The sequence below is a fragment of the Pseudonocardia lutea genome (assembly GCF_042658055.1).
Lineage (GTDB): Bacteria > Actinomycetota > Actinomycetes > Mycobacteriales > Pseudonocardiaceae > Pseudonocardia > Pseudonocardia lutea.
This window is the reverse complement of the sequence record NZ_JBHSQK010000019.1, coordinates 23249-36976: the sequence shown is the minus strand read 5'-3', so window position 1 is coordinate 36976 and position 13728 is coordinate 23249. Positions and strand designations below refer to the sequence as shown.

At 74.9% G+C, this 13728-nt stretch carries 11 protein-coding genes; 7 read left to right on the top strand and 4 right to left on the bottom strand.

All coding sequences use genetic code 11. The features are described 5' to 3' along the window. Nucleotides 1–113 precede the first annotated feature (113 nt). Complete coding sequence (gene sepH, locus ACFQH9_RS10085) at nucleotides 114–1928, top strand: septation protein SepH (protein WP_379565680.1); 1815 nt, start codon at nucleotides 114–116, stop codon at nucleotides 1926–1928. A 644-nt stretch (nucleotides 1929–2572) separates the two neighbouring features. Here sepH and ACFQH9_RS10080 read toward each other — a convergent pair. Together ACFQH9_RS10080 and ACFQH9_RS10075 are read right to left on the bottom strand one after the other, a co-directional pair. Continuing rightward, nucleotides 2573–3133 carry a DUF2537 domain-containing protein gene (locus ACFQH9_RS10080; RefSeq protein WP_379565679.1) on the bottom strand — a complete coding sequence of 187 codons (561 nt, stop codon included), beginning with the start codon at nucleotides 3131–3133 and terminating at the stop codon, nucleotides 2573–2575. A 4-nt stretch (nucleotides 3134–3137) separates the two neighbouring features. After that, nucleotides 3138–3950, bottom strand: coding sequence for a TrmH family RNA methyltransferase (locus ACFQH9_RS10075; protein ID WP_379565678.1), 813 nt, complete (start codon nucleotides 3948–3950; stop codon nucleotides 3138–3140). Nucleotides 3951–4085: 135 nt separating this feature from the next. Here ACFQH9_RS10075 and ACFQH9_RS10070 point away from each other — a divergent pair, with 135 nt between their 5' ends. The 6 genes from ACFQH9_RS10070 (at nucleotide 4086) to ACFQH9_RS10045 (ending at nucleotide 10782) form a co-directional block, all read left to right on the top strand. Continuing rightward, nucleotides 4086–5594 (top strand): glutamate-cysteine ligase family protein, encoded by a 1509-nt coding sequence (locus ACFQH9_RS10070; protein ID WP_379565677.1) that lies wholly within the window; start codon nucleotides 4086–4088, stop codon nucleotides 5592–5594. 298 nt (nucleotides 5595–5892) lie between these two features. Continuing rightward, on the top strand, nucleotides 5893–6897 hold the full coding sequence (locus ACFQH9_RS10065) for a hypothetical protein (protein WP_379565676.1): 1005 nt from the start codon (nucleotides 5893–5895) through the stop codon (nucleotides 6895–6897). Beyond that, nucleotides 6894–7754: a hypothetical protein gene (locus ACFQH9_RS10060; RefSeq protein WP_379565675.1), complete on the top strand. Its 861-nt coding sequence runs from the start codon at nucleotides 6894–6896 to the stop codon at nucleotides 7752–7754. The genes ACFQH9_RS10065 and ACFQH9_RS10060 overlap by 4 nt, the downstream gene beginning before the upstream one ends. 4 nt (nucleotides 7755–7758) lie before the next feature. Continuing rightward, a complete protein-coding gene (locus tag ACFQH9_RS10055) occupies nucleotides 7759–8631 on the top strand; it encodes a VldE C-terminal domain-containing protein (protein ID WP_379565674.1) in 873 nt (290 codons plus the stop codon). Nucleotides 8632–8649: 18 nt separating this feature from the next. Further along, nucleotides 8650–9561, top strand: a complete 912-nt coding sequence (locus ACFQH9_RS10050; protein WP_379565673.1) for a glycoside hydrolase family 16 protein — start codon at nucleotides 8650–8652, stop codon at nucleotides 9559–9561. 189 nt (nucleotides 9562–9750) lie between these two features. Next, the gene (locus ACFQH9_RS10045) at nucleotides 9751–10782 is read left to right on the top strand and encodes a DMT family transporter (RefSeq protein ID WP_379565672.1); all 1032 of its coding nucleotides are present in this window, start codon (nucleotides 9751–9753) and stop codon (nucleotides 10780–10782) included. 218 nt (nucleotides 10783–11000) lie between these two features. Here the strand turns inward: ACFQH9_RS10045 and ACFQH9_RS10040 are convergent, their stop codons facing one another. After that, nucleotides 11001–12239 carry an MFS transporter gene (locus ACFQH9_RS10040; protein ID WP_379565671.1) on the bottom strand — a complete coding sequence of 413 codons (1239 nt, stop codon included), beginning with the start codon at nucleotides 12237–12239 and terminating at the stop codon, nucleotides 11001–11003. Nucleotides 12240–12338: 99 nt separating this feature from the next. After that, the gene (locus ACFQH9_RS10035; RefSeq protein ID WP_379565802.1) at nucleotides 12339–13715 is read right to left on the bottom strand and encodes an NCS2 family permease; all 1377 of its coding nucleotides are present in this window, start codon (nucleotides 13713–13715) and stop codon (nucleotides 12339–12341) included. Between the last annotated feature and the right edge of the window lie 13 nt (nucleotides 13716–13728).

Here is a 13728-nt window from a genome sequence, read left to right as displayed (position 1 = left end):
CAGAAGGCCACGTCGAGGGCCGGAAGGGCGCACCGGCGCGCCTCACTCGTCGGACACGATTCGGCAACTACCGTCACCCGGACGGGGTCAGAGCGAGCGAGGGGGCCGGCGATATGCGGGCGTTGCGGGTCGTCGGGATCACCGAGGACGGTTCGGTGGTCCTCGAGGACTCGGCGCGCCGCGAACGGTTCACCGTGCCCGCCGACGAACAGCTCCGGGCAGCCGCGCGAGGGGACCTGACCCGGCTCGGACAGATCGCGATCGAGTTGGAGAGCCAGTTGCGACCACGCGAGATCCAAGCCCGGATCCGGGCCGGGGCGTCCGTGGAACAGGTCGCCTCGGCCGCCGGGGTGCCCGTCCAGAAGATCGAGCGCTTCGCCTATCCGGTCCTCCTCGAACGCGCCCGGACGGCCGAGCTGGCGCGCGCCGCGCACCCCGTCCGGGACGACGGGCCGGACGTGCGGACGCTCGCCGAGACGGTCGCCCACACGTTCGGGCTGCGCGGGCAGGACCACACCGGCGCGGAGTGGGACAGCTGGAAGGGCGACGACGGGAAGTGGGTCGTCGCCCTCGGGTGGCGGTCCGGGCGCTCGGACATCCGGGCGCACTGGATCTTCCAGCCGGGCGCGCACGGCGGGACCGTGATCGCCCTCGACGACCACGCCCGCGACCTCGTGGAGGGCCGGCCGCAGCAGCCCCTGCGTCCCGTCGGCCCGGTCATCGACATGGCACGGCCGGACGACTTCGCGGACGAGGCCGCGGCGGAGGAGGTCGTGCCCGCCGCGGTCAACGGCGATCCCCGCCGCATCGCCCCGGAGCAGCGCCGCGGCCCCCTGCCGACGGGCCGGCGGGAGCCGGTGCGCGCGACGCGCACGGACGCGCGGTCGGACCTGGCCGGACCGCCGGCGCACCCCGCGACCCGGAGCACGGACACGCTCACCACGGACACCCGGGCGGCGGAGGCCGGGCGTCCGGGCGTCGCCGACCCCGGGCCGGCGGGGTCGGGGCCGGCGGGGTCGGGGCCGGCGGGGTCGGGGCCGGCGGTGTCGGGGTCGGCCGGGTCGGGGCCTGCGGGGTGGGGATCGGCCGGGTCGGGACCTGCCCGGTCGGAGTCGACCGCGTCGGGATCTGCCGCGTCGGGATCTGCCGCGTCGGGATCTGCCGCGTCGGGACCTGCCGGGGCGGATTCGGCCGGGCGGGACAGCGGCGACCGCGGGAACGTCGCTCGCGACGACGCTTCGGCGGAGCCGGCGCGTGACGCGGTACCGGACGTCGCAGAGCGTGCAGCCGGTTCCGAGCCCGTCGGAAAGGCCGTGCGGGACGAGCCCACGGGCGCCGAGATCGCGCAGCCGTCGACCGCGACGGCCGCACGGCCGGACGCCGCCGCGAGCCGCGGGACGGCGCAGGAGAAGGCGAGCGGCGGCGCGGCTCCGAAGAAGACGGACGCGGTGGAGGCGGACCCGGGGAAGACCGACCCGGCCAAGACCGACCCGGCCAAGACCGACCCGGCCAAGACCGACCTGGCCAAGACCGACGCGGCGGCGAAGGACGCGAAGAGCGCGACGGCGGAGGACCCCGCAGCGAAGAGCACGACGGCGACGAGCGCGACGGCGGAGGGCGCGACGGCGGAGGGCGCGACGGCGAAGGGCGCGACGGCGGAGGAGAGCTCACCGGACCCGGCGAAGGACGCTGTCGCGGGGCCCGTCGAGGAGGAGCAGCGCGACCGAGCTCCCGTCGCGAGCGAGGCGTCCGCCGAGCCGTCCGACTCGAGCGCCGCGAAGGAGAAGAACGCTGCAGCCCCGGCCGCCGAGGCGCGGCCCGCGGGCCGCGGGGAGGGCGACCAGCCCGCTCCTGCCAAGCGCACGAAGAAGGGCAAGCCGATCATGCCGTCGTGGGACGAGGTGCTGCTCGGCGTCCGCGGCCGCTGAACACGGGAACCCGCTCCGGCGAGTCGCGAGCCCCAGCACCACGAGTCACAAGCCCCAGCACCACGAGTCACAAGCCCGGCACCGCGAGTCACGAGCCCCGGCACCGCGAGTCGCGAGTTCTGGCACCGCGAGTCGGACGTTGCGGTGCCGGGACTCGGGTGTTCGGGCACCAAGATCGCTGTTCGAGACCGTTGACCCGTCAGATCTGCGCGTAGCCGTCACAAGCAGTGATCAAGGGGCGTGTCCGCTGCTGCACGCAGAATCACGCGCACTGCGAGGGCGTGCCGGCGGGGCGCCGCCGAGCGAGGTGTCACGGCGAACGCGAGTCGTCGCGGGCCCGGGGCGGGCCGGTTCGAGGGGACTGCCGACGCCGACACCCCATGCCGGCGTACCGGAACCGTCGAGGCAGGCCGACTCGACGGAGCCCGCACACCCGATCACCCCCTCCCACAGCCTGTCCACGAGTTGTGCGGCGCCATCGACGGTGTGCGCGTGCGCCTGAGCGGAGGTGCAACGACACGAGTGGGTGTGCGGGCCACAGGAGCGGGTGCCCGGGCCACGGGACCGAGTGCGCCGGCCGCAGGGTCGGGCGCGGCACCCGATGCGAGTGCGGCCGACGCCTCGCGCGCGCCCGGGCACTCCGATCAGAGGAACTGTCCGAGCAGCAGCACCACCCACGCCACCCCGAGCCCCACCGCGGCGCCGAGCCCCATCCAGCGCCAGAACGGCACCCGCCGGACCAACCACAGCGAGGGCGCGAGACCGCCCACGACCAGCACGTTCGCCGGGATCCAGAGCAGCCCGAACGCCTCGCCGAAGGCCCGGCTGAGCGTGATGTCGCCGATCGCCGCGAGCACCGCGAAGAACGCGGCGACCACGAGCCCGGTCGCCCAGGGCGTCGGTTCCTCGGGGTGCGGGGGCACAAGCGGGATCGGCTCGGTGGTGCGCCCGCGCACCAGGTCGACGCCCCCGGTCAGCGGGTCGACGTACTCGACCGGCCTGCCCAGGACGTCGGACACCCGGCCGGCGAGCTGGCGCCCCCGCCGGCTGACGATGTCCTGCTGCTCCGCCCGCACCTCGATCCCGCGGATGCTGGCCGCCACCGCGCCCCACTGCCGGAGGTCCGCGGCGAGGTCCGGAGGCAGCACGGCGTCGCCCGGCCTCCTCTCACCGAGCACCACCTGACCCCCCGCAGCAAGGTGCACGTGATCAGGGTACGGACGCGCTCACCGCGTGGAAGGCCACCGCGGCAGCCGTTGCGACATTGAGAGAGTCGACGCCCGTCGCCATCGGGATCCGCACCCGGACGTCGGCCGCGGCCAGCGCCTCCGGCGTCAGACCGGGCCCCTCCGCGCCCAGCAGCAACGCCACCCGCTCCCCCGCCAGCTTCGCCTCCGAGATCGGGACCGCCTCCGGCGCCGGCGTCAGCGCCGCGACCTGCAGACCGGCCTCCCGCAGCAGGTCCAGCGACTGTGGCCAGGGGCCGGGCAGGGGCGCGAACGGCACCCGGAGCACGTGCCCCATCGACACCCGGACCGACCGCCGGTACAGCGGATCGGCGCAGCGGGGCCCGAGCAGGATTCCGTCGACGCCGAGGGCCGCGGCGTTGCGGAACAGGGAACCGAGGTTCTCGTGGTCGTTCACGCCCTCGCACACGGCGAGGACCCGGGCGGTCCGCGCCAGCTCCCGGGCGTCGACCGGCTCGGCGCGGTCGGCAGCGGCGAGCACTCCGCGGTTCAGGTGGAAGCCGACGGCGCTGGCCATGGTGTCGGCGTCCGTGGCGTAGGCGGGGACGTCCAGATGGGCGAGATCGGTGGTGAGCTCCTCGAGCCGACGGGGTACCCCGAGCAGGGACCGGACGGGATAGGGGGACTCGATCAGACGTCGGACGACGACCACACCCTCCGCGATCACGAGCCCCCGCCCCCCGGGGCGGTCGGGCCTGCGGTCGGCGGTGGTGAGGTCGCGGTAGTCGTCGAGCCGGGGGTCGGTGGGGTCGCCGATCGCGGTGATGATGGCCACGGCGACCGATCGTCCCAGGTGGTCTGCCGTTCGTCGCACGGGGTCGCCCGGTCAGCCGGTACCGCCACATAAGGGGATGTGTCACGGTGGAGAGCCGCCGCGGGCGGACCGGCAGCTAGGAGGCATCGGGAGAGCATGGGCCAGGACGTCGACCGGACCCGGTTCAGTCGGCGGGAACGCCAGCGGTATCGAGCCAAGGTGCAGCGTTGCCTCGAGGCGTTGACGAAGATGCTGCGGGAGCACCCGTTCGCCGAGGACGACCCGATGACCGGTATCGAGGTCGAGCTGAACCTGGTCGACGGGGCGCTGAGCCCCTCCATGACCGGCAAGGACGTCCTCGAGGCCATCGGCGGCAACGAGTTCCAGACCGAGCTCGGCCGGTGGAACATCGAGCTGAACCTCCCACCGCGCCCGCTCCCCGGCGACCAGTGGCGCCACCTCGAGCACGAGTTGCTCGACGAGCTGGCCGTCGCCCGCGCCAAGGCGCGGGACTGCAAGTCGCAGCTGGCGATGATCGGGATCCTGCCGACGCTGGAGCGCTCCCACCTCGTCGCGGAGTCGATCTCGGCCGACGACCGCTACGCCGTGCTCAACGACCAGATGCTGGCCGCGCGGGGCGAGCCGATCCACGTGGACATCTCCGGCGGGGACCCGGGCGGGCTGCACGCCGTCGCGCCGGAGCGGTTCACCGCGGACTTCGAGACGATCATCCCCGAGGCGGCCTGCACGTCGATGCAGCTGCACCTGCAGGTCTCGCCGAGCTCGTTCCCGGCGTACTGGAACGCGGCGCAGTGCCTCGCGGGCGTACAGCTGGGGCTGGGGGCGAACTCGCCGTTCCTGCTGGGCTCGCGGCTGTGGGCCGAGACCCGGATCCCGCTGTTCACGCAGGCCTGCGACGTGCGGACGGTCGAGCTGCGCAACCAGGGCGTCCGACCGCGGGTGTGGTTCGGGGAGCGCTGGATCTCCTCCGTGCTCGACCTGTTCGCGGAGAACGCGCGGTACTTCCCGGGGATCGTCCCGTTCCCGGGCGACTCCGACCCGATGACGACGCTGCGCAGCGGCGGGGTACCGGACCTCGACGAGCTCAAGCTCCACAACGGCACGATCTGGCGGTGGAACCGCCCGGTGTACGACGTCGCCGACGGCCAGCCGCACATCCGGCTGGAGAACCGGGTGCTGCCGGCCGGGCCGACCGCCGTCGACATGGTGGCCAACGCGCTGTTCTTCTACGGGTTGCTGCGCGTGCTCGTGGAGTCCGACCAGCCGCTGTGGCAGTCGATGTCGTTCGAGGCGGCCGAGGAGAACTTCACGACGGCCGCGCGGCACGGCATGGAGGCGCCGCTCTACTGGCCGGGCACGGGATGGATCAAGCCGGACGAGCTGGCCCTGCGCAAGCTGCTCCCGCTCGCCCACGAGGGCCTGTCGCGGTGGGGTGTGAGCTCGGCCGTCCGGGACCGCTACCTGACGGTGATCGAGCGGCGGTGCGTGACGGGCCGGACGGGCGCGACCTGGCAGCTCGACACGGTCGCGGCCCTCGAGGCCCGCGGCTCGAGCCGGCAGGGCGCGCTGACCGGGATGCTGGAGCGGTACCTCGAGGCCTCGGAGGCCAACGAGCCGGTCCACACCTGGGCCCTCCCCGCCTGAACACCCGCGACCTCCCGACCCGCGGTGCCGGAGCTCCCGACCCGCGGTGCCGGAGCTCCCGACCCGCGGTGCCGGAGCCGTCGGCGGTGACCACCGGGTGTTCGCGATCGTGAACACCCGCGCCGTTCCGCCCCACCGCGCCACCGCGGGTTCCTAGGGTTCCTCTCGTCCCACCGGCCGCCCGCGATCCGGGCACCGCCGGTTCACCGCTCGCTGCACCCGCGGCCCTCCGCGGGCGGGAGCGCCTGCCCACGAGAGGGAGCGATGTCCCCATTCCGCATGCCCGGGAGGCGGTGACGTGGCCGCCTTCCGGATGTTCGGCCGCCCGGCCGGGGCGGCGCGGGAGATCGTCCCCGGCAGCGCGACCAGCCACGCCCGGCCCTCCCGGCGCGCGGAGGACCTGCTCGCCCCGCCCCGGCGCGACTGGGAGCGCCCCGGGACCCTCGGCGACGCCCCCGCCGACACCCACCGCGACACGGACGCCGACACCCCCACCGACCCGTACGGCTTCCCGCCGATCACGGCGGACTCCGTCCCGGCGCGTGGGCTCCTCGGCTGGCCCGACGCCGGTTCCCCGGCCGTCGCCGCCGCCTGGTCGGTCGCAGGGGACGCCTTTCCGACGACGGCCGCGCGGCCGGACCAGACCCCGACCCCCCTCCCGGCCCGGAACCCGGGCCCGACCCCCGCCCGCAACCCGGACCCGGCCCCCGACCCGGCCCCCGACCCGGCCCGGAACCCGGGCCCGACCCCGACCACAGCCGAGGACGCCCCCGTCCCGCACCCGGCGGAGGCGGCCGCGCTGGCCGCCGCCTTCGCCGCCGACTACCTCTCCTGGGACGAGGACGACCCCGATCGTCGCGCCGGTGTGCTCGGCGACTACCTCGCCGACCGCAGGCCGGTCCGGCTCGGCTGGTCCGGGCACGGGCGGCAGCGCGCCGACTTCGCGCTGTCCGGGCTGGTCCGGCCCGACGGCGAGGGCCGGGTGCTCGTCGACGTCCGGGTCCGCGTCACCCCGTACCGCCGGGTCCCCGGCGGCCGGCCGGGTCCGGCCGACGACCCGGACGAGGGACCGGCCGTCCCGGCGGCCGCACCGGCTCCGGCCGCCCGCGGCTGGCGCGGGCTCCCGGGCCGGTGGGTGCGCCTCGGCGTGGCCGTCCGGGTGGAGGGCGACCGGCTGGTCGTCGACGCCGAGGAGGAGCTCGACGGCGCCGAGGAATCCACTGCCGCGGCGCACGAGGCCACCGCCCCCGACGCGGCACTCGACACCGCTCTCGACGACGACGCTCCCCTGGAGGTGCCATGACCGGCTTCCGCCCGCCCTCCGTCGCCGGCGTGTCCGGCGGCGTCGGCACGACCACGCTCGCCCTCGCCCTGCACGGCCGCGACGGCGGGACCGGCGCGGGCGCCGACGCCGACATCGTGGTCTGCCGCAGCAGCGCCGAGTCGCTGGACCGGGCGCTGCGCATCGCGGACCTCTTCGATCCCACCGCCGTGCCGGCGGTGCTCGCCGTGACCCTCGACGGAGCCGAACGGCGGCATCCCGAGCGTCTCGACGAGCTCGGCCCGGGCTGGTCGGCGGTGGTGCCGCTGCCGCACGTCGGACGCTGGCGCGGGATCGTCGACCCGTACCGCGAGGCGGCGGGGCTGCTCGGGACGCCCCGGGAGCGGCTCCCGCGTGCCCTTCGGCCCTACCTCGACGCCGTCGCGCGCCTGGCGCGGGCCGTCGCCGACTCGGGACGGCTCGGCCGCCCGGCCCCGGCGGGTCGGCCGGTCCCGGCACCGCTCGGGCACGCGCCGCTGCCGCCCCTGAGCCCGCTCCCCTCGCAGCCGGTGGTGACCCGAGCCCGACCCGCCCCGATCGCGCCCCACCGGGAGCAGCGGCGCGTCGACGTGCCCGCGTTCACCTCGTACCGCTCCTTCGTCCCGGTCGGCGCCGACGGTCCGCTCGCGTCCGTACCCCGACCCGCACAGGTTGTCCCTCAGCGGCCGGTCGACGTCGACCGCGCCCCCGCTCCGAGCGGCACGATCACCGCGGCTCCACCCGAGCCGGCCCCACCGGTTCCCACCGAGTCCCTCCATCCCGACCTCCGCCCCGTCCGCGGGATCCGGATCCTCGAGGTCGGCCCGGTTGCGGCGACGAACCCCGAGCGGCGGGAGTGAGCCCGTGCTCCGCCTCCTGCTCGCCGCTGCGCTCGCGGTGGCCGGACTCCTGAGCGCGAGCCCGACGGCACCGGCCCTCCACCTGACGGCGGGCGACACGGCCGACCCGACCCCCGTCGACGGCATCCGGGTGATCCCCGCCCCCACCCGCGCCCCGTTCCTGGAGCGGATGGCCGCCCAGCAGTGCCCGGAGCTCGCGCCCGTCCGCGGCGGCGGGGTCTGGCGGGTGGCGGCCCGTTCGGCGGACGAGCCCGCCCCCGTGACCGGGCTGCGGCGCACCTGTTCCGCCCTCCGCACGGGCGTCGCGACCCTGATCCGGCAACCCGCCCCGGCCGGCAGCTGCGCCGCCGCCTGCCCCGACGCCCTGCGGAAGGCCGTGACCGGGGCCCGCGAGCGCGCCGTACCCGCCGCGGCACCCAGGGCGTGGACCGGCGGCGGGACCGCCTGCACCCCACCCGACCCGACCGGCGGCGACGGCTGCGTCACCGGCGCGACCCGGCACGGCGTCGCCGCGGTGACCGCCGCGTTCGGCCCCCTCGGCGGCGGCCCGACGATCCGCTCGGCCGGCTGCTGGGACGCCCACGCCTGGAACCCGCGAAGCGACCACCCACAGGGCCGCGCCTGCGACTTCTTCCCCGGCACGGCGGGCGCCTTCCCCGGCGGCGACGAGCTCGCCGCCGGCTGGGCGGTCGCGAACTACCTGCGCGCGCACGCCGGGCCGCTCGCCGTCGCGTACCTGATCTGGCAGGGCCGCTACTGGGACCCGTCGGTCCCCGACGACGGCGGCTGGGGCCGGCCCTACACGAGCAGCGTGTACGACACGAGCGACGTCACCGGCGGCCACTTCGACCACGTCCACGTCAGCTTCGCCCAGTGAGCGAGGAGGAGTGACGCCGTGCCACCCCCCGACCTGACCGCCCGCCTCGCACGCCTGCTGGCCACCGGCGTCGCCGCCCTGCTCGGCTTCGTCGGACCGGGGACCGCGGCCTCGCCGGCCGACGTACCGGTGGTCCGGACCGCGGCCGAACGCGCGGACAGCGGGGGCGAGCGGGTCCGCCGGATCCCGGCCCCGCCGCGCCGCCCCGCAGCCCTCGGTCACGGCCGGGGCACCGGAGCCCAGGACGCCGTAACCGGCACCCGCCGATCGCGAGGCGCCGGAGCCCGCGCCGGCGAGGGCCGCACCGCCGCGGCGGCCCTCGGCTGGGGCACCCCGAACCGGGAGGACGACTTCACCGACGGGCTGGAGGGCTGGGGGCTCTACGACGGCACCGGGCACGGCGGGAAGGGCCGCCGCTCCCCCGACGCCTTCTCGATCGAGGACGGGATCCTCGTCGTCACCGGCTCGCCGGACGGCACGACCGGCGGCATGGCCTGGAACCCCGGGCAGGAGTACGGCCGCTGGGAGGGCCGCGTCCGGGCCCCGGAGAGCGACCGCAGCTACCACGCCCTGCTGCTCCTGTGGCCCGACGCCGAGGACTGGCCCTCCGGCGGCGAGGTCGACTTCATGGAGATGTCCGACCCCGACCGGCAGAACACCGACATGTTCCTGCACTACGGCTCGGACAACTCGCAGCTGCACGGCAGCGTGGAGATCGACGCCACGCAGTGGCACAACTGGGCCGTGGAGTGGACGCCGGACCACATCGCGACGTTCGTCGACGGCGAGGAGTGGTGGCGCACCGAGGACCGGAAGACGCTGCCGCCGGGGCCGATGCACCTCACGGTCCAGCTGGACTGGTTCCCGCACGGCGGCGCGGTCCGCGAGTCCCGGATGGAGATCGACTGGGTCCGCCAGTACGACCTGTGAGACCGGAGCACCCCCGCGCACGCGAGTGGGCCCCGGCCGATCCGGCCGGGGCCCACTCGTTTCCCGAACTGACGCGCCGCTCCCACCACGAAGCGACGTGACTGAAGTTAGCCTACCCTTTACTGCTGTCACAACCCCTGGGCGGAAATCCGCGCGAGATCGGCCGAAACGGGGGCATAGCGTTGAGCCGTGCACGAACCCGCCCGGAACCCCCCGGCGACCGACCCCGACCTGCCGGTGACCGACCCGAGCGCGATCGACCCGAGCGCGACCGGCGAGACCGAGACCGGCTCCGCGGCGACGGATCCCCCCGCCACCGAGCCGGCGGCCACCGCCGCCGCACCGACGACGGCCCCCGCGGGACCCCGCTGGGGCGCCCTGGCCGCGGTCTCGGTGACCGTCCTGGCCTGGGCGAGCGCCTTCGTCGGGATCCGGTTCGTCGGCCGCGCCTACGAGCCGGGCGCGCTCGCCCTCGGCCGCCTCGCCGTCGGCACCCTGGCGCTCGGTGCCCTGCTCCTCACCCGTGGCCGCTGGGTCCGCCCGACGGCCCGCGAGTGGGCCCTGCTCCTGCTGTGCGGCCTGGCCTGGTTCGCCGTCTACAACGTCGCCCTCAACGCCGCGGAACAACGCGTCGACGCCGGCACGACGGCGATGCTGGTCAACATCGGCCCGATCCTCATCGCCCTGTTCGCGGGTGTGCTGCTGCACGAGGGCTTCCCGCGCTGGCTGCTGATCGGGGCCGGGGTGGCGTTCGCCGGCGCCGTGGTGATCGGCGCGTCGACGGCCGGCGGCGACGGCGCGGACCTGCTCGGCATCGCGCTGTGCGTGGTCGCCGCCGTCACCTACGCCGTCGGGGTGCTGGCCCAGAAACCCGTGCTGCGCCGGCTTCCCGCCCTGCAGGTGACCTTCCTGGCCTGCGGGATCGGGACCCTCGCCTGCCTCCCGTTCGCGGGCTCGCTGGCGCGTGACCTGGCCGCGGCGGAGTGGAGCGCGACGGCCGGGCTCGCCTACCTCGGGCTCGTCCCGACCGCGCTGGCCTTCAGCACCTGGGCCTACGCCCTGGCCCGGATGGACGCCGGCCGCCTCGGCGTGACCACCTATCTCGTCCCGCCGATCACGGTCGGGCTCTCGGCGCTCCTGCTCGCCGAGGCGCCGCCCGCCCTGGCCCTGGTGGGCGGTGCGCTCTGCCTGCTCGGCGTCGGCCTGACCCGCCGCCGCTAGGCATGGTCCCGCCGCCGCTGGACCCGACCCCGCCGCCGGGATCGAACCGCCTCCAGGATCGAACCACCTCCAGGATCGAACCCTGCCGTAGGCAGGGACTCCCGCGCAGGGCAGGGACCCCGAGAACGAACCAGGCCCCCCGGCCGGAGCCGGAGGGCCTGGCCCTTCCCGAACTGACGCGCCGCTCCCACCACGAAGCGACGAGAATGAAGTTAGCCTTACCTAGCTAACGCCGTCAAGCCCTTGCTCCGGAGGAGTTCCGGGATCCCCTGCCGCCGGGCCAGGACCAGCCCGACGACCAGCACGGACAGCACCGTCACGATCCCGCCGACGACCAGCGGCGCGCGCCCGCCGAAGTGCTCGGCCAGCAGTCCCAGCAGCGGCCCGCCCAGCGGCGTCCCGCCGAGCAGGAGCAGCATGTAGAGCCCCATGACCCGGCCCCGCATGGTCGGGTCGACCGAGAGCTGCACGGACGAGTTCGCGGCCGTCGTGAAGATCAGCGCCGCGAACCCGACCGGGACGAGCGCGAGCCCGGCCGCGAGGTACGTCGGCATCAGCCCGGCGACCACGAGCAGGGCACCGAACACCACCCCGGCGCCGGCGACCAGGCGCAGCCGCGGCTTGCGGGTGCGGCGGGCGGCCGCCGTCGTGCCGAGCACCGACCCGACGGCCAGCAGCGTGGTGAGCAGCCCGTAGCCCTCGGCGTCCCGGCCGAAGACGTTGCGGGCCAGCAGCGCCAGCGTCATGAAGAAGTTGATGCCGAAGGTCGAGACCAGGAAGACCAGCACCATCACGGCCACGAGGTCCGGCCGGCTCCGCACGTAGGCGAGCCCGTCGCGGAGCTGGTGCGGGGCCCGCGGAACCCGCTCGGTGCGGTACAGCTTCTCCGGCCGCATCAGCAGCAGGCCGGTGATCACCGCGGCGAAGCTCGCGGCGTTGATCAGGAAGACCCAGCCGGTGCCGACCGCGACGATGAGGACGCCGGCCACCGCGGGCCCGACGATCCGGGCGAGGTTGAAGCACAGCGAGTTGAGCGCGACCGCGTTCACCACCTGGCCGGGGCCGACCATCTCGGACACGAAGGCCTGCCGCATCGGGGCGTCGAGCGCGGAGAAGCAGCCGAGCAGCAGGCACAGCAGGTAGACCTGCCACAGCGCGACCACGCCGGTGAGCACGACCGTGCCGAGCACCACCGCGCACAGCCCCATCGCGAGCTGCACCGCGACCAGCACGAGCCGCTTGTCGACGCGGTCGGCCAGCACCCCGCCCCAGAGCGAGAGCACGAGCGTGGGCGCGAACTGCAGGGCCGCCGCGATCCCCAGGGCGGTCGCGCTGCCGTGGGTCAGGTCGAGGACCAGCCAGTCCTGCGCGATGCGCTGCATCCAGGTGCCCACGTTGGACACGATCTGACCGGAGATGAAGTACCGGTAGTTGGGCACGCGCAGCGAGGCGAACATGCCTCCCGGCGGTGAGTGCGCGGAATCCGGACCTGAATCGGAGCCAGCAGGGACCGGGGTTTCCGCGACAGCACTCACGATGTAGTTAGTTTACTACAACTACCCGAAGAGGGCACGCAGCGGGCCGACCGCGAAGTAGCCGACGAACGCCACCGCGACGACCCACATCAGCGGGTGCACCTGGCGCGCCTTGCCCGTGGCCGCCGACAGCACGACGTAGCTGATGAAGCCGGCCCCGATGCCGTTGGCGATCGAGTACGTGAAGGGCATGATCACGACCGTCAGGAAGGCCGGCAGCGCGGTCCGCAGCTCGGTCAGGTCGATGCCCGAGACCTGCCGGAACATCAGCGCCCCGACGACCACCAGCGCCGGCGCGGCCGCCTCGACCGGCACGATCGCGTAGAGCGGGGTGAAGAACATCGCCGCCAGGAACAGCACGCCGGTGAGCACGTTGGCCAGCCCGGTGCGCGCGCCCTCGGCGATACCGGAGGCGGACTCCACGAAGACCGTGTTCGACGACGACGAGCCGACGCCGCCGGCCACCGCGCCGGCGCCCTCGACCACCAGGGCCCGGCCGATGTTCGGCAGCTGCCCCTGCTTGTCGGTCAGCCCGGCCTGCTGGCCGAGCCCGGTCATCGTGCCCATGGCGTCGAAGAAGTTGGCCAGGACCAGCGTGAACACGAGCAGGATGACGGTGAGCGCGTCGAGCCGGCCGAAGGCGCCGAAGGAGAAGTTCCCCACCAACGACAGGTCGGGCCATCCGACGATGCTCTTCGGCAGGGCCGGAACGGACAGCGACCAGCCCTTGGGGTTGGTGGCCGACGACCCGACGTGCGCGATCGCCTCCACGATGATCGCGATGATCGTCGTCACCACCACGCCGATCAGCAGCCCCGCCCGGACCCCGCGCACCACCAGGACGCCCGTGATCAGCAGCCCGAGCACGAAGACGAAGGTCGGCCAGGAGGCGATCGAGCCGTTGATGCCGAGGCCGACCGGTACCGTCGTGTTCGCGGCGTCGGGCAGGCGGCGGACGAAGCCGGCGTCGACGAGCCCGATCAGCGCGATGAAGGCGCCGATCCCGACGGCGATGGCGGACTTCAGCGCGGCGGGCACGGCGTTGAACACCGCGGTCCGGAAGCCCGTCACGGCGAGGACGACGATCACGAGGCCGTCGAGCACGACCAGGCCCATCGCCTCGGGCCAGGTCATGAGCGGTGCGATCGTGACCGCGAGCAGCGTGTTGATGCCGAGCCCGGTGGCGATGGCGAAGGGCAGGTTCGCAACGAGCCCGAAGAGGATCGTCATCACGCCCGCGACGAGCGCCGTCACGGCGGCGACCTGCCCGATCGGCAGGATGTTGCCCAGCGCGTCGGCCTTCGCACTCGGGTCACCGGGCGCCACGCTGCCGAGGATCAGCGGGTTGAGCACGATGATGTAGGACATCGTCACGAACGTGACGAGGCCGCCGCGCATCTCGCGGGACACC